A 19,953-nucleotide genomic window follows, 5' to 3' on the forward strand; every position below is an offset into this window, starting at 1 on the left:
TTAACTATTTACTTCTGTATTTTCGTAACGAACAGAAACAACTTTAAGGAGAATTTTAAATGAAATTATTTATCGCACTTGCATTAGCTTTTGCCGGACAAGCAAACGCTGAAGTTTTAAAAGTAGACACAACCGCTAGTAACGTAGAGTGGAAAGGCACAAAGAAAATTGGAAGCTTTCACGCAGGTAACGTAGCGGTGAAAGAAGGCCAAGTAGAAACAAACGAAAAAGGTGATATCACCGGCGGAAACTTCGTTTTGGATATGACTAAAATCACAAACACAGATCTAGCTGCAGATCCTGACTCACAAAAAAAATTAGTAGGTCATCTATCTAGCCCAGATTTCTTTAATGTTGCCAGTCACCCAACCTCTACTTTCAAGATCACGAGCGTGACTAAAAAAGGCAAAGAGCATCTAGTAAAGGGTGATTTAACTATTCTTGGAAAAACAAATCCAATTGAGTTCCCTGCAAAGATCACAACTACTGCAACGTCAGCGACGGCCGATGCTAAAGTTAAAATTGATCGTACAAAATGGGATCTAAAATACGGATCTGGAAATTTCTTTAAAGAGTTAACTGCAGATAAAATCATCAATAACGATATCGAGCTCACTTTAAAATTAGCAGCTAAGAAATAATTTTTTAGATAGAACTTATTAGATAGATTTAGTTTAGCAACTATAAAAAGAGGATGCATTGTGCATCCTTTTTTTATTTTAGTTACAGTGAGTGCGCTTTAAAATTTGATAGTAGTGATATTCTCTAGGGCGTCCCTCAGTGTCATCGCACATCAACGATCTTTCATTGCAACGATCATGTATCAACACTGTTCCATACTCATCATCAAGACCCATCATATGTCCAATCTCGTGGGCATACATGGCTGGCTGCCACAGATTGCTCCATTCTGAATAATAAGGACCGCGGCTAATTTTTCCTGTTAAACGAACCGAAAAATCGGCTTCCTTTGCATTTTTCACAACCAAAAATTTAAATTGAAAGAGATCGTTTGGTACTTTTTCGCGCCAAATTTCTGCGGCCAGATTAAGGTTTGTTTGAATTTCACCTAGAACTTGCGCACCAAATAGATTTTGATTCTTAAAGTGGACTTTAACTACAATTTCATAACCATGAACTTTAGAAGGAGTAACACTGTAGGAATATTTCGCCGGCCAAACTCCTTCATATAAAATATGTCCTGTAATTTTTTTTGTTCTGCTTAATAGAGGATCGCCAAAGGCAACTTCCTTTTTGGGCTGGCAAATCTTTGTATCTCTTAAAATATTTTGTTGATAATAAACACAATCGTAATCACGACACTTTTCTGCAAGCGCCTTGAGAGCTTCCGTAATGTGATTATCAACGGCAAATGATTTTGAAAAAGAGAAAATAATAAAAAATGATACTAATAAAAAACTAAGTTTTTTCCCCACTCTATCCCCCCGGATAAATACCCTCTAATGATTGGATATATGAAAGTAGGGAAATTAAAGCATCGGGAAACTAGGCATTATACCTTTTTACTTAGCGGGTGCGTTTGATTTAAGGGAAAACTTTCCTAGCAGGACTTAACTTCTCGATAGTTCGATTTTTTTAGCGGCAATCGAGCGTCTTCTGATGTCGTAAATATTCATGCAAAGGCCCGTGATCACCAGTAAACCCGCATGAATTTTCCAATCTGTGATTTCTTCTTTTAAAATTATAGCCGAACCCAAAAATCCAAACACCGGTACAAGTAAGGTGAACGGCGCAACATTAGAAGCGCTATAGCGTTCCAATAGCCAACTCCATAATGAAAAACCAACGTGCGTAGAGATATAAACGATATAAACTAGCGCCCACCAAGTGCTGGATGAAATCGCGGAGATGTTGGTGAAAAGAAGCTGATCGGCTCCTTCCGCGAAGTAAGCCAAAATACCTAAGAATGGAAATGCCACCAACCCACCCCAAACCACAAGCGCAAAAGAGTTTACCGGCCCTAAACTTTTTGAAATGATATTTCCTGAAGCCCAAGAAAATGCACCCAAGATCAACATAAGCAACCCTAAAATATTCACCTCTTTGCTAGTATGAAGACCAATCATGGCAACACCAGCAAAGGCCACAACTGCACCGATAATCTTGAGAGGACCCGGTCGTTCTTTAAATACGATGGATGCAAGTCCGATGGTGAAGAAAACTTGAACCTGCAACACCATCGAAGACAACCCTGCCGACATTCCCAATCTCATACCCGTAAATAGAAAACCAAATTGCAATGCAAATATAGTGATCCCGTAGCCCGCAAGCGCAATCCATTTTACTTTGGGTCGTGGAATAAAGAAAACAAACGGAAGTGCCGTAAAGAAAAACCTTAAAAACCCCAAGGTGATTGGCGGAATATCATGGAGTGCTAGTTTTATCGAAACAAAGTTAAAACCCCAAACTGCCACGGTAAGAATCGCAATTAGGATATGTTTGAATGGCATTAGCTCTCCTAGCTGACTTTGACTGTGGCGATTTTTTTATCTGTAGATGTTTTTGGCTTGAAGATCACAAAATACAATCCCACCAAAACAACTAAGGAATAAAGCATAGTATTTAAGTCCACATGTTCATCTGCAATGGCCCAGCCCAACCATACCGCTACGACAGGATTTACCACGGCATAAGTGGTAACTTTCGAAGGCTCCACGTTTCTACTCAACCAAACGTATGACGAGTAGGCCACCGCAGAACCAAAGAAAATCAGATAGAGCACGGCGAGCACGCCCGTTGTAGTGATTTTAGAAACATCGAACTGAGCCAATTCACCACGAGTCGCTCCCAGTATTCCTACCAAAAATGAACCAATCAAAAGTTGATAGCCTGAGAAGGTAAAAATATTTCTAAGTTTCCCAGCTTTTCTTTGCATTAGGGTTCCTATGGCCCAACTGAGAATTGCAATTCCTAAAAGCCCTACGCCTACAAGTTGTGTCGAATCCGCGGAAGACATATCACCTTTGGTGAGCATCACGATTCCAGCTAGAGAAACTAAAATTCCAAATACTTGTCTAATCTGTGGAACAGATTTTTCAAAGAAAAACCAATTCAGTAACATGACAAATATAGGAGTTGTGCCGATAATGATGGCTGCAAACCCTGAGGGAATTGTCATCTCGGCGATACACACAAAACCATTTCCTAAAACCAAAAGCATTCCACTGATGCCTGCGATTTTTTTGTCTGCCGGTAAAAGCTTTTCTTCTTTTCTAATTTTTCCAATCGCAAACATCACAAGTGCTGCTAAGAAAAATCTCATTGAAGACATTAGCAATGGCGGAAAGGAAAGGACCGCGTATTTGATCGCAAGATAGGTCGATCCCCATACGATGTAGACGCTTAAGAAATTTAGGATGATGCTGGTTCTAGAGGGAGTAGAGAGATTATTCATGCTCAGTGTGCCTTTGAGAATTGCTTTGATGTAGCTTGATGCAGTTAATATAGATATGTTATACACTTAATGAGCTTCGGCCGAAATAGCGATTATTCGTTATTTGTTAAATATAAACCGTATTAGGCAAAGTAGGGGGAGATCCCATGATGTTGGACCAAGTAGACAAAAAGCTATTAAGTTTATTGAACCAGAATGCTAGACAACAGTACTCGGACCTAGGGAAAGCTTTACACCTTTCGGCGCCGGCGGTGCACGCTAGAGTGAAGCGCTTAGAAAAAGAAGGCGTCATCGAAAACTTCACCATTCGAATTCGGCCGGAGGCTGCAAATAAATCTGTTTGCGCTTTTGTGAGAGTGAATGCCGGAAGTGAATCTTGTATAGACACGGCAAAATTTTTAGAAAAATTCCCCGAGATCGAAGAGTGTCATAGTGTGGCTGGAGAAGACTGTGTGTTGTTGAAAGTGCGCGTGGGCACTCCGGGTGAATTGGATGAATTGTTGCAAAAAGTAAGAAAGGCTCCGGGCTTTCAAAGAACACTCACGACAGTGGTTTTGAAGAGTCACTTTGAAAGAGGAACAACTATTTCTTAAGAGGGTTTTTTGATTTTATCTTTTCGTTTTACATAAATCAGGCGATCAACTTCGGCAATCACATTGCCTTCATCGTCTTTGATTTCCACTAAAAATGTTGGCTCGTATTTTGGATTTTCATCGGCAAATTTTTTGATCTCGGCGATTTTTTCTTTGGCTAATTCAAACGTTGCGTAGACGGTGTCCTTAGCAGGTTTTTTGTAACGAATTGCTCCGGCCTTATCCCACACGATGTATTGCTTTCCTAAATGTTCGATGAGCATCAGCATGTAAAACGGATCAGTCATTGAAAAAAGTGAGCCGCCATATTGTGTACCTACGTAATTTTGACTCCAAGGTCTGCGCTTCATTTGGACCACTATGCGCGTGAGGTCTTTATTCATTTCTTTGATGCTGATACTTGAACCTAAGAAGGGCGGCCAGAGCCACATCCATTGGAATACGTTTTTAAGTTTCATCTTTAAACTCCACTCGTTATTTTAAGGCCGATGATGGAAGCTACCAATAGCACGAGGAAAAAAATTCTCCAAGTAGTCACCGGTTCCTGGAAAAGAATTATTCCTAAAATTGCTGCACCCGTCGCACCAATCCCAACCCAAACTCCGTACGCCGTCCCAATCGGAATTTCTTTTGCCGCCAAAGCCAAAAGATACATACTGCCGGCCAAAGAAAGAGCCACCAGGAGGCTGGGAAGGAGTCTTGTGAAACCATAGGTGTATTTGAGTCCCACGGCCCAACCAATTTCGAGCAGGCCTGCAAAACCTAATAAAATCCATGGATTCGACATAAATACTCCTTGATGTTGCTATGATAGTTTTATAAAAAATGAAGCTCAAGAAGTTTTCTGATACGGAGAGGTGGCCGAGTGGCTGAAGGCGCACGCTTGGAAAGCGTGTTTACGGTTAAACGTAACGTGAGTTCGAATCTCACTCTCTCCGCCACTATTTCGAATCTCTTTCTTTGCCCCGTGCTATAATAGAAAATAAAAAAGGGCTGATTATTAGTCAGCCTTTTCACAACTCATACTCAATAAACAAGTGTATTAGATTCCTTTTAATAAAATGCGTTATTCATCACCAAAAAATGGGTTCTCTATACTTAGTATAATTCTATCAACTTTGAACTTTGCCTTTTTAATTAAGTAATTTTATTTAGGCTTTGTAGCCAGCGGGCAAGTATCTAGTCCTAATATTTTGTATAGAGGACAGAATCCGATTATTCCTGTTAAAAGTGGAACTATACCAATCAGGCCCCACATTGTTTGTGGTCCAATAAATATTAGGGAAAGCAATCCCACCCCTACTACAATACGAATAATTCTATCAATTTTACCTTCATTTTTTTTCATATTACTTCCTTTTGTTAAGATTAAAATTTTGCAAAACCTTCGCCGACTTCTTTTCCATTTAGAACAACGTGGTATTCGATCGGAAAAGATTTTGATAGCATTGCACTTACTCCGCAATATTTGGTCTGCGAAAGTTTAATAGCTTCAGTGAGTTTCTCTGCATCCACAGCCCCATCCACTACAAAATTCAAAATCGCTTTTTCAAATACGATTGGATTAGCACCAGTTGAAGCTATTATTTCAACATCTACGCGAAAGGCCGCAGGCAGTTGCTTATACTTTTTCAAAAGGGCAATCACGTCCATAGCAGTGCATCCGCCCAAGCCCATCGCCACGAGTTCTTTCGGAGTAGCAGCAGAATCTTTTCCAATGGGCGACTTGGCGTCCATTGGAACAATGTGATTGCTTTCTATTCCGTCAAAACTCATTCCATCTTTCCAAATTACAGTAGTCTTCATTTTTAACTCCAATACTCCACTTAAAAGCAATTTATAGGCCATTCAAACCGAACATTGTGGTGGCTTACGTTTCATCTTTGAGCCAACTTGTCTCAAAATGTGCTAGAATGTCTCAACTCAGTTGAGGCATTCTCAGCTGATCGGAATACGCAAATATCTTTTACCATTTTTTGCTGGCGCTGGAAGATGGCCCGCATCGATGTTGACCTGAACCGATGGCAAAAGCAGTTTCGGCACGGCAAGAGTACGGTCCCGTTCCGTACGAAAGCGAACAAACTCTTCAAGTGAAGTCTCTGCATTAAGCTGAATATTTTCCTTTTTTTCTTCTTCGATCGTCGCCATAAATTTCAGTGGACGACCATTTGGAAGATAATCGTGGCCTGTATAAACTTTTGTATTCTCAGGCAGTTCGTAGATTCGCCCATGCACCGATTGATAAAGTTCAACAGCACTTCCTGCTGGAAAATCACATCGGCCTGTTCCGTAATCAGGCATGAATAAGGCATCGCCAACAAATACGTTTCCATCAATATAGTATGAAGCACATGCCGGTGTGTGGCCGGGTGTAAAGATTGTTTTTATTTTTATCGATCCAGCACTAAACTCTTCACCGTCCTTGAGTAGTCGATCAAATTGTGAGCCATCGGTTTTGAAATCTTGTGGCAAACCAAATACATCTTTAAAAATTTCTTGAACCTTCGTGATCTTTTCTCCAATCGCAATATAAGCATTTGGAAATTCTTTTTTAATGATTTGTGAGCCGCTAAGATGATCCGCATGGGCATGAGTTTCTAGAATAAAATGAAGCTTGAGTTCCTTCAAGTGCAAGAATTCGATAACAGCCTTTGCCGATTCCTCCGTTGTCTTGGATGAGGCTGGATCGTAATCCAAGACCGGGTCGATAACGATCGCATCTCTAGTTTTCTCATCCCACAGAACGTAAGTGAGAGTCCAAGTGTTCTTGTCGAAAAATTCTCTGATTTGAGTCATGATGTTTCTCCTTTGTTATAAATAAAGATGACGAAATTGCTCGATCAAAATAGTTGTTCCTAGAACGAGAACAAACCATCCGAAAGCGGTTTTTAAAGTTTGTTCTTTGACTTTGTGTGCGATCATAGAACCCGCAACAATTCCTGCGACTGCAACTGCTGCGATAATCCCCTTTACTTGGTCTTGAAAGAGATGAAGCCAGGATACCGCTGATTCCCGTAACCCTGCCATTAAAGAGCAACATCAGAGTTACAGATACGCCGATGAGAGCGCCCCCAAGAAAAGAATAAAGTGTTGAGTTGCGTTCCATTATTTGACTCCTGCTTTTTGTTTTTCGACTGGATATTTTCGTTCGTTCCAAAGAAGCATCCCACCCTGAAGATTAACGCTCTTAGAAAAACCCATGGTGCGGCTTTGTAAAGTTGCTCGACCTGACCGTGCCCCGCTTCTGCACACAAATACAATTTCATCGTCTTTATCATGAGTGCTTAGAAAGGCATCCAAATCTGGACCAAGCGTAATGAGCTTTGCTCCCGGAATATGTGAAAGCTCACCGTCAAACTCATCGGGACGACGGACGTCTATAAGAGTAATTTTGCCTGTGTAATTTTTAAATGCTTTAGGCGTTATCTCAGGTACGCCCTCAACTAACGTTGGATTAAAAATTTGTTTAGAGGCCATGTTTATCTCCTAATTTTACTTGCTTCTTACTTTAATATATTATAATATCATAATATGAAAAGTCAAGATAAAGCTAAATCACTTTCTAAACTGAGACAACAAAGCAAAGATGTGGCAGCATTACTCAAACAACTTTCACATCCCCAAAGACTACTCATTCTATGCAGTATGGCCGAGGACGAGAAATCAGTGAGTGAAATTGAAGAGGCCTGTGGAGCCTCACAGTCGGCTGTATCTCAATTTTTAAAGGGAATGCGCCTAGAAGGACTAATTGAATCTCGACGTGAGGGTAAACAAGTTTACTATAAAATTTTAGATAAAAGAGTTCTAAGCCTTATAAGATCTCTTTATCTTATCTTCTGTCGCTAGACTCTAATTGCCTCATGTTTATTGACGCCATAGCTCGAAAGTATCTCTGCCGATACCGCAAATATCAAACATTAAGTTATAAAATCATCTACTCGTCTCCGCCACTATTTCGAATCCCTTTCTCTGTCTCGTGTTAATTTTAGCTTAGAAAATAAAAAAGGACTCATTTTTAAGTCAGTCTTTTTGATACAAGGTTTGAATTGTACTAAATTCCAAAAAGAGACTTGCATGTGATTTGATTAGTAAGCAATCTAGGCTTTTCTCCTGCTGATATAAGCGCAGTTTTTAGTTTCGCAGTAGATATATAAGGTAAATCACGAAACTCTGGTAAACTTCGCATTGTTTGTGACCAAGGAGCAGAACTGCTATCAAATTGAATTTGATCTAATCTCGCTAAAGTAGCTTGATCAGCTACTAAAATTAATTGTTTCATAAGCTGAATTCCTTCAGGTAAATTACGCCAAGTTTCACTTCGTACAAATTTACCTGTATGATCTACAATAGGCATATCACCAGCCAATCCCAATGATTGGGCTACTTGAGCACTATATCCTAGCTCAAGAAATTTACGTAAAATTTTTGCACCACGCTTATTAACCCATTGAGGGTAATAGAAAAATGCACCAATTCCATGATTAACAATTTTATTATTTTTAGAAATAATCTCTAATAATAAATCTTCATGTTGATCCCAACCCGGGATATTAAGCATGCTCATCACGACTTGTCTTAAAAGAAATGGATTACCAGTTCTTATTACAATTTTTACGGTGTCTATATCTGTTGGCCACAAATAAAAGTCTTCTACAGAATCAACCCATATCCTACCTTTAGAATTATAATTGGGATCAAATGGATCGTAGTAAGGATGGCCTTTACTTACGACATAGTCTCTAAATTTCAATGCCGCTTCTCTCAACTTTTCAGCTTCTGCGGGATACTGCAAATCAAAATTTTTTCCCAACTCCTGATATTTTTGGTATTGTTTTATTACTTCTTCAGGGATTCCTTGTTTTATCCATTTACTTAAAACGTACTCTCCTAAGCTTTGTAACTCAGGATGTTTTTCCATTAGACGAAAGATTTTCTCTTGTTCCTTCCTATAATCAAAATCCTCAGGAAGCCAACTATCAGCTTTCATGTCGTGTGTATTTGGTCTTAGTACTGTATCATATTGCGCACGCTTTGCTGAATTGCTTAAAGTATCATAGGCTTCTTGAATTTTTTTAAATGGCTCAGTAACTTCTTCTTCACTACCGAGGTTGCGATCTGGATGTAACTTGAATGCTAATTTTCTATATGCCGTTTTAATCTGTGCGGTAGTTGCATTTTGCTCAATTCCTAATCTTATGTAGAGATTTGGTGAAAAATATTGATCATAACTTTTTTTAGCTGCAAATGCATTTGGTGCTAAAATTATAAAAGAAAAAATTATTACCAATGCCTTCATAGTCACCTCTTAAATAAATCTAAAGAAACATTTTTGTACAAACACTTTTGTCTGATTCGGTCGGGTTTTTGGTTTTTACAAATATTAGTGCGTCTGCGCTTTCTGTGCTCCGAAGAAGCTTATTATATTCTAGTTGCCATCCTTCTAATGCTTTTCTCTCTCGCTTTAGGGCGGCTTCAAAATCATTCAGCACGCTAGATGGTAAACTTGAATGAAACTTTTCTATGAATTGTTCAATAAACTGGATACCCGCTTTATAGGCATGAATTTCCGATTCTATCTGTATCGATTTTTCGCCCAAAGATGAAACTGATGAAGATAGTTTTCCACTTTTTATATCCTTATTTAATCGGAAAACATTCCCATACAATTCATGAGCAAGAGTCACAGTCAACCGAACTAATCCATCCGCTAATTCACGTTGAGATTTATCATATAATATTTTATCCCAAATCAGTCGAACCAGTAATACGGTATTTCCCTCTACGGAGATTACCACGGTGTAGGCGTCAGCTGAATCAACTCCCACCGCTCCGTTTTTTTCTAAATTTTTATTAAACTCTTTAACTTTCTGGGAGTCTGTAATTTCAATTATAAAATCCAATTGCTTTGCCTGGTCTTGAGTAAAAGCTACGCCATTCACAGGAGCTGCTTTAATTAGATTCATTGACGTTGAAAGAAATTTCAAAGTGGTATCTTGATCTAATTGAATTGCATTATTAAACATCAAATCAAAATACAGAGTCTCTTGTGGAGACCCAAATGAAATAGAACTATAAAATAAAATAAATAAGCTTATTTTTTTCACACAAAGGGTTTAATAGCATTTTTTATGCCACGCCCAACTTAACCTATTAAAAATTCAAGGTAAAAAACTGCCTAACAGAGTTTTTTTGAAGCGTAAAACGGCACCCTGATAATGTTGCAAAAATGTTGTGTTAATCTCCTTCTCCCACTGGCCAGATGGAATAAATGCTGTATTTGAGTTCAACTTGCTCACCGCTAAAGGCCTACTAGATAGACTGATATATCGAAAAATAAATATATGATCTAGGCAGCGCCCGCTTGGCAAGCCAAGGATGGTAGGCCTTAATGAAATCTCTCGAATCACGTCCTCGAGCAACTACCGTAATAGGTTTCTCTAGAGCTATCTTTTTTAGGTCAACGAGAGTCTTCTGAATGGCATCGGTGGTCCCGTAATCGTATATAAAATAATAATCCGCAGTGACGGGCTGAAATTCCGTAGAACTCAAATCCGCATGCTTAAACTTCACAAAGGGATGGTTAAGGCGCTTTAGGCATTTACTACTTTCTTTGACCCGTTCACCGACATACTCGTATCCGATAAATTTTATTTTTGGATAATGTCTCCCTACAACAAATCCCATTCGCCCGTAACCCGCGCCTAAATCAACAATCGTAGAACCTGGTTTGGGCTCGAGTAATGAAAGCATACTTCTAATTTCGGTGTAGGGAGTGAGAAACCGCTTCGCCGCCAATCCGATCCACAATTCCTGTGGTTTTCCAGAAAAATCCGAAGCCTTTAATTTGCATCCGTCGATGCGAAGTTTTTTTTCAACTTCTTCGATTTGCATGCCAAGATACGCATCTACTTGATCGGAATGAGCTCGTATCCTCGCTGGGGTGATGCTTTTATCAGTGGATCTAAGGAGTGGAAATGGATTTCTTGAGCTAAACTTCAGCATTCAAAATCGTACTGCTCTTCGTGATCGGTTACAAGAATTGAATCGCCGCCAAATTAACAGAGGTCGTTCTAGAAAGCCTTTACTTACAATCTCACTCTCTTACAAAGCAATAGTTTGACCGCGAGACTTTATTAAGATTAAAAGTAGGGTTGAAATAACTTAACAAAACTGGAGTACAAAATGGCAGACAAAGCAGTAAAAGAAAAAAAAGTTCCTAAAGTAAAAGTAACTGGATTTGCACCTATGAAATTCAAAGATTTTACAATTACACAAAAAGGCTCTGGACGTTATGCAATTGTTAACAGCAAAGGTAAAAACGTAAATGGATTAGAAAAAGAAAAGCTTTTGGTAGAAGCAAAATTACTAAAAGGCTCATTTAAAAAAGCCGCAACGGCAGAAGTTCCTACAACATAAATAAATCTTAAATAGGGAGTCTGACTTGACTCCCTAAAATTCCAAACATTGAGTTAAAAGCTCACTTTTAATTCAAAGCTGACAAAAAAGGTCCCCTCAAGTTAATCCATTATCATGCCGATAAGTACTGAATATAAATTGTACATAAAAATCTTTAATTCAGGAGAGAAAATGCAGCAAAAAAAATCAAGTAAATTTTATTTAATATTTTTTTTGTTTTTAAGCCTCATTTTAACAAATCTTTTATTTGTTAATTGTGGAGGATCTAGAACCGCATCTAATAGCAATACAAATAATGGTGACTCTTTACAAAACATATCTTCACTTGATGGAACGTGGGTCCAGGACTTTTGTTCCTCTCAAGGTGGACAGTCAAATAAAAATGTTCAAATATTGAATCAGATAGATAACAAAAGCATAACCCTTAATGTCGATGTACTGGCTTATTTTAATTCTAATTGCGGTGGCTCTGGAAATCTGGTTGGAAGTTCGTCATATGGAACTATTGTGTTTTCAAGCACAGCTATTGATGGCGTTGGAAATTATTTTCGTGGCACGTGGACATCACCTACTTCTACTACAAAAATTATATATGCTTTAAAAAACTCAACAACTCTTTGCATTATCGGTGACATTGAGCCAACAGTTTTTCCGAGCTCTGCTAGTATCACAGATCAGGTAAATCTAATGGTAAGTCAAAATATCTGCTATAAAAAAATATAGATGAAGATCTGAAGTCTCCTTTATTAGACTGAGTCAGGATTAAATTAAAATGCAATCACACAACTTTATCCACTTGGCTTTACGGTCGGAGCTTCAGGCCGCAATCAAGCAACTGGGTTACGCAAAGATGACACCGATCCAGGCGACAAGCATTCCGCTTTTGCTTGAAGGCTACGACCTTATCGGGCGATCGCAAACAGGCACGGGCAAGACTGCGGCGTTTGCATTGCCTATTTTACAGAAAATCAACGCAACAGAGAAACATCCGCAGGCTTTGATCTTGGCTCCGACACGCGAACTCTGTGAACAGATCCTGCAAGAGATTAAAAAATTATCCAATGGACTCGCCGGAGTCTTATCCATGACGCTCGTGGGAGGTCAGTCCGCTGCCGCTCAAATGAATTTACTAAATCTCGGCGCGCAAGTGATCGTGGGAACTCCGGGTCGCACGCTCGAATTTTTGAACAATCGAAATTTCGATCCGCGACGTTTGAAAACGCTCGTCTTAGATGAAGCCGACCGCATGCTTGATGAGGGCTTCACAGAAGAAGTCGCGCAGATCATTGACCTTTTACCTACTGATCGGCAGACGGTGTTTTTCTCGGCGACGTATCCGGAGAGCATTGATCTTTTGAGTCGCACTTACCAAAAAAATCCAAAAACGGTAAGCGCGCTGACTGAAACCGACTCAGGCCCGCAGATCAAACAATTTCTTTACTCAGGCGAGAAGGCTGAGAAAATTAGAATGCTCATGAACATTCTAGGGCAACACCCCGCTAACAGCGTTTTAATTTTTTGCCGAATGAAAGTCACTGTCGACGAAATCAATGATCTGTTAAATGAAGCAGGTGTAGCCACACGTGCAATTCACGGTGATCTTGAGCAGGCGCAGCGGAATCAAACGATGGCTCTGTTTCGCAGCGGAAGCTTGCGCGTGCTGGTTGCTACCGATATTGCCGCACGCGGGATCGACATCGATCATCTCGAGCTCGTCATCAATTTCGATCTCCCTTCGAGCCCTGACGTTTACCTTCACCGCATTGGCCGCACCGGGCGCGCCGGCAAGACCGGGACTGCCGTTTCAATCGCTGAGCCCGCTGAATCGCTAAAAGTAAGTGCGATAGAGGCTGCGATTGGTGAGAGCTTGATCCGCGACGAATTAAATTCTGAAAAGACCACGGCCGTTACAAGTCTTTTGCAACAGCCAAAAATGAAAACGATCTATATTTCCGGTGGTCGCAAAGACAAAATCCGCGCAGGCGATATCGTTGGCGCACTGACATCGGCCCCGACGATAATCTCTGCTACTGATATTGGAAAAATCGACCTTCACGACACATTTACCTACGTCGCGGTCTCATTTGAGTTTGCCGAAAAGGTTCTGCAAAAACTCAGCTCCAGCAAAATCAAAGGCCGCAAATTCAAAGTATCTTACGTAAAATAAAAAAGTTATAAACACTATTAAGTTTGAGTCTATCCTTTTCTCCTTACTGTAAAATCGACTTATAGGGGATTTACCCACAATACGCGTGTATGACACTAAAAAATATTTTTTTGTTCTTGCCACCTACTTAATGATCCTTACAAAGGTGGCGCCCACCGCTATTGATATGATTCCGACAAAGCCACTAAGGTAAATATGGGCCGAGTAATCTCGGCTGAGATAAACTGTGATGAATGAGCCAACACCGACCATGATTTCTTTATAAAAAAGATATCCGTAATCCTTTGCTAATTTGTCGTAGCGACTTAGCGCGCATTCGCCTAAAGTCAAAAGCAATAGCCAAATTACAGCCATCCCAATTTGTTCAACATGCATAACCGCGGGCATAGCCAATAGGGCCATCGCAGAAATTGAAAATACAAAAGTCATATTTTTTTTTGATTTACCTAAGTAATTTAAAATTTTATGCTGAAAAAAAATAACTCCCACGCTGTTCAATATAATCATGGAACCATACCAAGAGGGCAAAGAACCTGTTTTGTGAATTAGATATTGAGGCAAGATCGAAAAAATCCCGGTTAACTTTATTCCTGTGGCAACTCCAATTAAAATCCAACCTACCAATGGTACCATTTGCACTTTGGTTTTTATTTCTAAATTTTCCGTAGCTTTTTCAGATTCTAATATTTTATTCCAAGGAATTTTCATTGCTAAATAAAATCCATACAAAAGTAGCACAATTGATCCGCTCAAAAGTAAAGATTTATCTGCACTAAGTGCCACCAACCCTCCCGCAATTAAACTCCCGACATTCAAAGAAACTTTATTGTCTGCAGCCCCTCGACTCGTGTTGGAATTAACATATTTAGAAATATATCCCGAAACCGCCATACTGAGAGCGAATAAACCCATAGCAATATAATTAAAAGAATAAAGCGAGAACCCTAAAGCTAGCGCACCAATAAGAAGTGAAGATCTCATTCCATTTGCTATTCCAAAATACATAAAAAATGGAGCCGCTAAAAGAAAGGTACGATATCCTACCGCTAAAACAAGGTGCGTTTTTGTATCTGCCCATAAGTTGGCTTTAGCAAGCACCATAAATAAAACGATGGCAGTAATAACTCTTATCAACATGAATTGATTTCTCATTAAGATACCTCGATACAATTTAAAATAATTTTTTCGGCTAGTTCTAGATCGCTAAGGAGCTTTTCATAGTTTTTATTTTTAATAGCGATAAAAGCTAAAAAATCAGAATTGTCTCTAGGCTCTTTTCTGACGATAGACTTTTCTTCTTTCAAAAAAGACAATCTAAAATTGTCTCCGAATATTTTTGCTAATTCTTTTGCAGCCCTTTCTTTTTGCAGAAAATGAATGGCTCCATCTTTTTTAGAAATAACGCCTCTTACTCCAGCAAAATTGTTTTTCTTTAAATCTACGCCTTTAGGATTTCTATTTGAGCATAGGTCTATCCATTGTTCCCATGGGTTAAACCCATCGAAGGCCCATGAAGCCAAGTCCCAAAGCCACATCCCAGCGGGTCGGCGATTTGGTTCTACGCTAGCCACTCGATTATCATCCAAGATGAAAAATTCGTGATGAAATGCTCCGCCATTTGAACCCAATTTTTTTAAGAAAGGTGTGAGTATAGAGTAAATTCTATTATTTTCTTCTGTATTGAATGGTGCCGGTACAACGTGTTGGTATTCTGCTCTGTAAGAGCCCTCCGTTGTGAATTTTTTTGTAATCCAATAGGCTCCATTCACACCATCAAAACTATATTCATTTTTGTTGCTCAGCACTTCTTCACAAATTACTCCCACCTTTAAAGAGTTCGAATGATCTATCATCCAAATATCTAAATCACGAGTGGTTTCAATCTTCATGCAACCACGGCTATTGCCTTCGTTAGTGGGCTTTAAAAAATAAGGTCCTACCTTGCTCAGCAATGCTTCCAATTCTTTTTTAGAATGCAAAATATAAAAGAACGGCTTTTTATATTCTTCCGCATTCATTTCAATTTTTTGTTCTAGCTTTCTGAATTCTAATTTGTCGAGCATGGCCAACGATGTGGCTTCACTATCTCCAAATAAATTTAATTTTTTTGCGACGTGTGCAGCACCAACAACGCCTTTATCAGAAAATGGCAAGCAACCAATCAAATCTAAAGAGTTCTTATCCAGATAATTCATTAAAGGCAGAACGATTTCATGGTCGCTGGGCTCAAAATCAAAACAATATGGACTGACGTCTCTATCTAAAGAGGTGATATTTTTTTTGATCAAAACAATTTCTGCATTACATTTATTTTTTACTAGATCTTTGATTTTATAAACATCATATATACGATTGTTATTGTAACCAAATACTGCTACTACTTTTGTTTTCATAAAACCTACTTAATTCCTTTACTGCGATACAAAATGCGAGATGATTCACCCTCATACAACATCATCGGGTTAAGCGACGATCTGCCATGCAATACCTTAAAGTTAGATAAGATGGAAACCGACCCTGTTGACGGATTGGCTGACAAAGGTTTAATTGTTTTAAATCCTTCTCTTATTTTTGTTATTATGTTTTTTATATTTTCATCTTCAAATCTCATTCTTGGTCCAATTGAATCATCCACTCTAAAATCCAATCGAAGCCCCAATCCTTCGACTTTATCTTGTCTTAGAATTGGTTTCTTATTTTCAAGGGTAAGTCCTTCAACATTTGTCCCAGAATAAAAATTAGCCTCGGCTAAAGCCAAAACACCCAACTCTTCATTTGTGATTGATGCAATCACATCTTTGATTTGCCAAAACCAGGTAGGAGTCTTAGAGGTGTCCTTGCACACTGTTAAGCTCATGATGTTGATGTCCCGTGGTTCGTAGAGATCATCACTGTGTGGACGGATAATTCCCAAACCTTTGCCCCAGTCACTGGCTAGAGAATCATTTTGCTTAGGAAATAATTCTTTATGTTCTTCGTAAGGATATTTTATATCAATGATACCGCCTATTTTTGACATTGCTTCGTGGACAAGCTGTGCCAATTCTTTGGATGGAATATTAAAAATGTATTCCATAAATACCGCTGAAATTTTTTTGTTATCACAACCCACGGATTGAATGATCTCCAAATCTTCGCTCTTTAAAGTTTCAATAATCAGAGTGTAAAGTTTAGCGAGCGCAACTTCGGATTTTAAAGTGCTTCCGCCCTCGTCCCACCATTGATCAATCCCTGAGGATAGATAAGATAAATTCAATCGTTTGATTTGTTCTTTTTGAAATTCTCGGCGAAGAATACCGCCTATGATTTCGTAGTTGTTCATCGCCCTTGTTTCGCTCCAAAGCTCATTTTCCATTTGCATACTCCTTCTTCCGTATTTCGGATATTGCAATGGATGGACCAGGAGAGATTAAGTCTTAAGTATTTAATATTACAGCGCTTAGGCACTATTCGAACGTCCAAGATTACGGACACATCCAAGATATTAGATAGGAATTAAGATTGAATTAGAACGGTCGTCCATAGGGGTTTGCTACGGGGCAGATCTTGCGATTAGTAATTTGACCTTGTTTGATGTAAGATCATTACTAATGAACCTGGATTATTTTATATATTGAGACATCTTTTTAACATAATGATCCCGGCGTAAGATTAGATTTTCAATTTCTTGCTTTGGTAGTTTTGTATGAAAGTGATTACGAATTTCCCCACTGGTTGGCGCTTTAAGCTTAGCGAAGACTTCCCGGGATGGCGCAATATCTTTTAGTGATAGTTTTTCTTTATTTAGCGCATAAAGCAATGTTTCCCATTCTTGCGCTAGAGCCTTGTTTCCAGATTGCCAGTCTGTATTAAATCCAGAAGCATTATCGATTAGAATTTGTCGGTCTTGGTTATCTAAAAGATAATTGTCGGCCTTATTACGAAATCGACTAGAAACCATATCTGAATATGCAATTAAATAATCCGTTAACCACGACTCTGGATGATAGCGATGGCTTCTCGAAAATCCGTTTGGCAAATCTCGAACAAAATATTGCACCGACATTTGCTGGCCTCTGATTTTTCTCTTCACCGTCATCGGTACGTTGTGGAGTTGAAATAATTGACTTACTTCGTAGGCTGCAATCTCACTTCGTGGAGCATTTCTGTTTTCTCCGTCACCTCTTTTATATTTTGCAACGGCTGAAACTCCTGAGTGAAAAAGAATATGCAGCGCCTCGGTAGTCCCATCATTTTCACTTAATATCTCACCCAGAAAATGAATTCTTTTAATTTTATCTGTCACGAGAATGCTTCTCAACTGAGATTCTAATTTCTTTGCATCATCAGGAAATCCCTGCCTTCTGATTTCCCAGATAGCTTCTTGCAATTTATTCTGAGAAATTAAAGAAGAGATAGATTCATCAAACGAACTATTGGAAGTTGAAAACAAACTCACACAAGCCTGTTCGGCTCGCGCAGTTAGAGCAAAGATAAAAAGAAATATGAATAATACAACTATACTTTTCATGCCTGATAGTAACATGCTCTAGAAAACAACATAAGTGTCAGATTTTGATCAGCTAAAAGTTACAGTGTCCCATCAAAAAATCTCAGCTACCCCTAAGGATTTGAGTTGTTATAACAGCTGATGACGTCTTGTCGTCCCATTACGTTATTAAAAACAGTTAGATCTAACTCATATCTATTCTTGGGTTTCGAGTGAATGTACATTTCTCTGATGTAAACAATTGGACTTATTGAATCATTTAGTGAGTTTGTACTTTTAGTTAAATATTTAGTTATGAATTTTTCTCTGAATTCAGCATCAAGGTTCAAAGCATTAATTTTTTCAATGATATATTTGGTTTCTACTTCAGAGAGTTTTTCTCTTTCTCTCTTCGGCGTCCATCCCCAGCTCCATACATACTTGAATTTTACTGGCGAGAAATTCCCGGCCTTAACCCCATTGTAAATTAAGTTTGCCCAAAAGTTTCCAGCAACGTCTCTGACGCATTCTCTCAGTTGCACGTCAGAAAACTTTTTATCTTCCCCTGCTCCGCCGAACCAATATCTTAAATCATGTTCAAAGCAACAATGCGCCCATAGATCCGGCTTATCAGATGGCCCGTCTACAAACATTGTGCAGCCATCGGTTTCAAAATCTTCTAGAATTTTTGGAGTTTCTTTCGCATTAGCAAAAGCAGATAAAGACAAAACAAATAAAAGGCCAACTTTAAATCTCACGAAAATTTCCCCCACATCAAAATTGTAGCCATATAAAGACCGTGACTGCAAATCATAAAAACACTATAAAATCTAAATGGGTTTATTTTTTAGAGTTTCAATAATGATAGTAGCAATGGCGAGTGTGGTTTTCGTAATGTGGAAACTCAATACTGCTGGCATTGATACATCAGTCTTTCACCTGGATTCCGGCTATTCGAATTCTTTTGATCCCGCTGAGGTAACTCGTTTTGAATGGAAGAGCGTAAATAAGATCTTCTCGTATGACAGAGATAACGGCGGCAGGTGGTTGCCTCAAAAGAACGAGGAAAGCCTAAAATCCCTACTGAAATTCTTGTCGCAAATCCAACTGAATCAAGTTACGCAAAAAGGAAAATCCTCTTTGAATGTCTCCCTAGATATTAAAGGAAAACGCTGGGATGGGTCTTGGGATGGACTTTCTTTTGTGTGGAAAACCGGTCCCAACACCGGTAAGGGCGAGATCTTGAATGAACAAAAAAACATGGTTTTTTTTAAGGGCGCTCATATTTTTGAAACCGCAAGTATTGATCTGTGTAAAAATCGAATCACAAGAATCCTTATCCAAGCACATGGAAAAAACTATCAAGTAGATCAAGTCGGCAGAGGCTGGCAGGTTATGCGGCCAACGCCTCAAACTCTGGACCCTATTTTCATAGAAAAATGGCTTATTGGGCTTTGCAATGTGAAGGCAAAGACCATTCTTGATTTGAGTTATGCGCAGAGCAATACAAAACAAGGTGCCGTTACTTTTGAGTTCGTAGATGGTGAAAAATTAAGCCTTCTACAGGTGGAAAAGGACTTTTTCGTGTTAGATGAAATGGGCTTGGTTCTGGAACAGCTTAATAACTCTCTGGAAGAACTCAAAAAACAATTGCAACCTTAGACCAATCCTTGACAAAAAGACCCAAAATCTATTGAATGGGCACTTCATCTACTTTCTGTTCAGGCGTAGCTCAGTGGTAGAGCAACCGGCTGTTAACCGGTTGGTCGCAGGTTCGAGTCCTGCCGCCTGAGCCATTTTCAATCCCCACTTTTTAAGAAATGATCTAAGTGGGTAGAATTAAAAAATTCCAAATCATTTCAATTAACTAAGCAACATTTTGCTAAACTCTCAT

At 39.0% G+C, this 19,953-nt stretch carries 25 protein-coding genes and 2 tRNA genes; 9 read left to right on the forward strand and 18 right to left on the reverse strand.

What is annotated here, in order from left to right; all coding sequences use genetic code 11:
* Positions 1–59: 59 nt before the first annotated feature.
* Positions 60–641 carry a YceI family protein gene (locus V4596_13980; GenBank protein MES2770248.1) on the forward strand — a complete coding sequence of 194 codons (582 nt, stop codon included), beginning with the start codon at positions 60–62 and terminating at the stop codon, positions 639–641.
* Between the two features lie 78 nt (positions 642–719).
* Here V4596_13980 and V4596_13985 read toward each other — a convergent pair whose 3' ends face one another.
* From V4596_13985 to V4596_13995, 3 genes are all read right to left on the reverse strand, one after another.
* On the reverse strand, positions 720–1,436 hold the full coding sequence (locus V4596_13985) for a hypothetical protein (protein MES2770249.1): 717 nt from the start codon (positions 1,434–1,436) through the stop codon (positions 720–722).
* Positions 1,437–1,571: 135 nt separating this feature from the next.
* Entirely contained in the window at positions 1,572–2,471 is a 900-nt protein-coding gene (locus V4596_13990; protein MES2770250.1) for an EamA family transporter, read from the reverse strand.
* Positions 2,472–2,479: 8 nt separating this feature from the next.
* Positions 2,480–3,481, reverse strand: a complete 1,002-nt coding sequence (locus V4596_13995) for an EamA family transporter (protein ID MES2770251.1) — start codon at positions 3,479–3,481, stop codon at positions 2,480–2,482.
* 80 nt (positions 3,482–3,561) lie between these two features.
* Here V4596_13995 and V4596_14000 point away from each other — a divergent pair, with 80 nt between their 5' ends.
* Positions 3,562–4,008 carry an Lrp/AsnC family transcriptional regulator gene (locus V4596_14000; GenBank protein MES2770252.1) on the forward strand — a complete coding sequence of 149 codons (447 nt, stop codon included), beginning with the start codon at positions 3,562–3,564 and terminating at the stop codon, positions 4,006–4,008.
* Here V4596_14000 and V4596_14005 read toward each other — a convergent pair.
* A complete protein-coding gene (locus V4596_14005; GenBank protein MES2770253.1) occupies positions 4,005–4,466 on the reverse strand; it encodes a DUF4442 domain-containing protein in 462 nt (153 codons plus the stop codon). The genes V4596_14000 and V4596_14005 overlap by 4 nt on opposite strands.
* A gap of 2 nt (positions 4,467–4,468) precedes the next feature.
* Entirely contained in the window at positions 4,469–4,795 is a 327-nt protein-coding gene (locus V4596_14010) for an SMR family transporter (GenBank protein MES2770254.1), read from the reverse strand.
* A gap of 64 nt (positions 4,796–4,859) precedes the next feature.
* Here V4596_14010 and V4596_14015 point away from each other — a divergent pair.
* A tRNA-Ser gene (locus V4596_14015) sits at positions 4,860–4,949 on the forward strand.
* 206 nt (positions 4,950–5,155) lie between these two features.
* Here V4596_14015 and V4596_14020 read toward each other — a convergent pair.
* The 5 genes from V4596_14020 to V4596_14040 form a co-directional block, all read right to left on the reverse strand.
* Positions 5,156–5,356: a DUF2892 domain-containing protein gene (locus V4596_14020; protein MES2770255.1), complete on the reverse strand. Its 201-nt coding sequence runs from the start codon at positions 5,354–5,356 to the stop codon at positions 5,156–5,158.
* A gap of 20 nt (positions 5,357–5,376) precedes the next feature.
* Positions 5,377–5,814 (reverse strand): OsmC family protein, encoded by a 438-nt coding sequence (locus tag V4596_14025; GenBank protein ID MES2770256.1) that lies wholly within the window; start codon positions 5,812–5,814, stop codon positions 5,377–5,379.
* 132 nt (positions 5,815–5,946) lie between these two features.
* Positions 5,947–6,804 (reverse strand): MBL fold metallo-hydrolase, encoded by an 858-nt coding sequence (locus V4596_14030; protein ID MES2770257.1) that lies wholly within the window; start codon positions 6,802–6,804, stop codon positions 5,947–5,949.
* A gap of 15 nt (positions 6,805–6,819) precedes the next feature.
* Entirely contained in the window at positions 6,820–7,035 is a 216-nt protein-coding gene (locus tag V4596_14035) for a hypothetical protein (GenBank protein ID MES2770258.1), read from the reverse strand.
* Positions 7,036–7,113: 78 nt separating this feature from the next.
* A complete protein-coding gene (locus tag V4596_14040) occupies positions 7,114–7,485 on the reverse strand; it encodes a rhodanese-like domain-containing protein (protein ID MES2770259.1) in 372 nt (123 codons plus the stop codon).
* Between the two features lie 54 nt (positions 7,486–7,539).
* On the opposite strand from V4596_14040, the gene V4596_14045 reads away from it, so the two are divergent.
* Complete coding sequence (locus tag V4596_14045; protein MES2770260.1) at positions 7,540–7,854, forward strand: metalloregulator ArsR/SmtB family transcription factor; 315 nt, start codon at positions 7,540–7,542, stop codon at positions 7,852–7,854.
* 205 nt (positions 7,855–8,059) lie between these two features.
* On the opposite strand, the gene V4596_14050 is transcribed toward V4596_14045, so the two are convergent.
* The 3 genes from V4596_14050 to V4596_14060 form a co-directional block, all read right to left on the reverse strand.
* Positions 8,060–9,304 carry a DnaJ domain-containing protein gene (locus V4596_14050; GenBank protein MES2770261.1) on the reverse strand — a complete coding sequence of 415 codons (1,245 nt, stop codon included), beginning with the start codon at positions 9,302–9,304 and terminating at the stop codon, positions 8,060–8,062.
* Positions 9,305–9,323: 19 nt separating this feature from the next.
* Complete coding sequence (locus V4596_14055; protein MES2770262.1) at positions 9,324–10,112, reverse strand: hypothetical protein; 789 nt, start codon at positions 10,110–10,112, stop codon at positions 9,324–9,326.
* Between the two features lie 205 nt (positions 10,113–10,317).
* Positions 10,318–11,010, reverse strand: a complete 693-nt coding sequence (locus V4596_14060; GenBank protein ID MES2770263.1) for an SAM-dependent methyltransferase — start codon at positions 11,008–11,010, stop codon at positions 10,318–10,320.
* Positions 11,011–11,190: 180 nt separating this feature from the next.
* On the opposite strand from V4596_14060, the gene V4596_14065 reads away from it, so the two are divergent.
* The 3 genes from V4596_14065 (at position 11,191) to dbpA (ending at position 13,591) form a co-directional block, all read left to right on the forward strand.
* Positions 11,191–11,424 carry a hypothetical protein gene (locus V4596_14065; GenBank protein MES2770264.1) on the forward strand — a complete coding sequence of 78 codons (234 nt, stop codon included), beginning with the start codon at positions 11,191–11,193 and terminating at the stop codon, positions 11,422–11,424.
* Between the two features lie 171 nt (positions 11,425–11,595).
* Positions 11,596–12,147, forward strand: a complete 552-nt coding sequence (locus V4596_14070) for a hypothetical protein (protein MES2770265.1) — start codon at positions 11,596–11,598, stop codon at positions 12,145–12,147.
* Positions 12,148–12,196: 49 nt separating this feature from the next.
* Positions 12,197–13,591 carry an ATP-dependent RNA helicase DbpA gene (gene dbpA / locus V4596_14075; GenBank protein MES2770266.1) on the forward strand — a complete coding sequence of 465 codons (1,395 nt, stop codon included), beginning with the start codon at positions 12,197–12,199 and terminating at the stop codon, positions 13,589–13,591.
* Between the two features lie 123 nt (positions 13,592–13,714).
* On the opposite strand, the gene V4596_14080 is transcribed toward dbpA, so the two are convergent.
* The 5 genes from V4596_14080 to V4596_14100 form a co-directional block, all read right to left on the reverse strand.
* Positions 13,715–14,743, reverse strand: a complete 1,029-nt coding sequence (locus V4596_14080) for a hypothetical protein (GenBank protein ID MES2770267.1) — start codon at positions 14,741–14,743, stop codon at positions 13,715–13,717.
* Positions 14,743–15,984, reverse strand: coding sequence for a hypothetical protein (locus tag V4596_14085; GenBank protein MES2770268.1), 1,242 nt, complete (start codon positions 15,982–15,984; stop codon positions 14,743–14,745). Before V4596_14085 ends, V4596_14080 begins: the two co-directional genes overlap by 1 nt.
* A gap of 5 nt (positions 15,985–15,989) precedes the next feature.
* A complete protein-coding gene (locus V4596_14090) occupies positions 15,990–16,946 on the reverse strand; it encodes a hypothetical protein (protein ID MES2770269.1) in 957 nt (318 codons plus the stop codon).
* 246 nt (positions 16,947–17,192) lie between these two features.
* On the reverse strand, positions 17,193–18,101 hold the full coding sequence (locus V4596_14095; protein MES2770270.1) for a hypothetical protein: 909 nt from the start codon (positions 18,099–18,101) through the stop codon (positions 17,193–17,195).
* 92 nt (positions 18,102–18,193) lie between these two features.
* Positions 18,194–18,817, reverse strand: coding sequence for a hypothetical protein (locus tag V4596_14100; protein ID MES2770271.1), 624 nt, complete (start codon positions 18,815–18,817; stop codon positions 18,194–18,196).
* Between the two features lie 76 nt (positions 18,818–18,893).
* Between V4596_14100 and V4596_14105 the strand changes: the two genes are divergently transcribed.
* Together V4596_14105 and V4596_14110 are read left to right on the forward strand one after the other, a co-directional pair.
* Complete coding sequence (locus tag V4596_14105; GenBank protein MES2770272.1) at positions 18,894–19,721, forward strand: hypothetical protein; 828 nt, start codon at positions 18,894–18,896, stop codon at positions 19,719–19,721.
* Between the two features lie 59 nt (positions 19,722–19,780).
* Positions 19,781–19,855: transfer RNA gene (locus tag V4596_14110), tRNA-Asn, on the forward strand.
* The last annotated feature ends 98 nt before the right edge of the window (positions 19,856–19,953 follow it).

The organism is Bdellovibrionota bacterium (genome assembly GCA_040386775.1).
Taxonomy (GTDB): Bacteria; Bdellovibrionota; Bdellovibrionia; order Bdellovibrionales; family JAEYZS01; genus JAEYZS01.

Bases quoted from the DNA above. Each gene is read 5' to 3' on its own strand.
- V4596_13980 (MES2770248.1), top strand. From the start codon at position 60: ATGAAATTATTTATCGCACTTGCATTAGCTTTTGCCGGACAAGCAAAC.
- V4596_13990 (MES2770250.1), bottom strand. From the start codon at position 2,471: ATGCCATTCAAACATATCCTAATTGCGATTCTTACCGTGGCAGTTTGG.
- V4596_14000 (MES2770252.1), top strand. From the start codon at position 3,562: ATGATGTTGGACCAAGTAGACAAAAAGCTATTAAGTTTATTGAACCAG.
- V4596_14005 (MES2770253.1), bottom strand. From the start codon at position 4,466: ATGAAACTTAAAAACGTATTCCAATGGATGTGGCTCTGGCCGCCCTTC.
- V4596_14010 (MES2770254.1), bottom strand. From the start codon at position 4,795: ATGTCGAATCCATGGATTTTATTAGGTTTTGCAGGCCTGCTCGAAATT.
- V4596_14020 (MES2770255.1), bottom strand. From the start codon at position 5,356: ATGAAAAAAAATGAAGGTAAAATTGATAGAATTATTCGTATTGTAGTA.
- V4596_14025 (MES2770256.1), bottom strand. From the start codon at position 5,814: ATGAAGACTACTGTAATTTGGAAAGATGGAATGAGTTTTGACGGAATA.
- V4596_14030 (MES2770257.1), bottom strand. From the start codon at position 6,804: ATGACTCAAATCAGAGAATTTTTCGACAAGAACACTTGGACTCTCACT.
- V4596_14035 (MES2770258.1), bottom strand. From the start codon at position 7,035: ATGGCAGGGTTACGGGAATCAGCGGTATCCTGGCTTCATCTCTTTCAA.
- V4596_14040 (MES2770259.1), bottom strand. From the start codon at position 7,485: ATGGCCTCTAAACAAATTTTTAATCCAACGTTAGTTGAGGGCGTACCT.
- V4596_14045 (MES2770260.1), top strand. From the start codon at position 7,540: ATGAAAAGTCAAGATAAAGCTAAATCACTTTCTAAACTGAGACAACAA.
- V4596_14050 (MES2770261.1), bottom strand. From the start codon at position 9,304: ATGAAGGCATTGGTAATAATTTTTTCTTTTATAATTTTAGCACCAAAT.
- V4596_14060 (MES2770263.1), bottom strand. From the start codon at position 11,010: ATGCTGAAGTTTAGCTCAAGAAATCCATTTCCACTCCTTAGATCCACT.
- V4596_14065 (MES2770264.1), top strand. From the start codon at position 11,191: ATGGCAGACAAAGCAGTAAAAGAAAAAAAAGTTCCTAAAGTAAAAGTA.
- V4596_14070 (MES2770265.1), top strand. From the start codon at position 11,596: ATGCAGCAAAAAAAATCAAGTAAATTTTATTTAATATTTTTTTTGTTT.
- dbpA (MES2770266.1), top strand. From the start codon at position 12,197: ATGCAATCACACAACTTTATCCACTTGGCTTTACGGTCGGAGCTTCAG.
- V4596_14080 (MES2770267.1), bottom strand. From the start codon at position 14,743: ATGAGAAATCAATTCATGTTGATAAGAGTTATTACTGCCATCGTTTTA.
- V4596_14085 (MES2770268.1), bottom strand. From the start codon at position 15,984: ATGAAAACAAAAGTAGTAGCAGTATTTGGTTACAATAACAATCGTATA.
- V4596_14090 (MES2770269.1), bottom strand. From the start codon at position 16,946: ATGGAAAATGAGCTTTGGAGCGAAACAAGGGCGATGAACAACTACGAA.
- V4596_14095 (MES2770270.1), bottom strand. From the start codon at position 18,101: ATGAAAAGTATAGTTGTATTATTCATATTTCTTTTTATCTTTGCTCTA.
- V4596_14105 (MES2770272.1), top strand. From the start codon at position 18,894: ATGGGTTTATTTTTTAGAGTTTCAATAATGATAGTAGCAATGGCGAGT.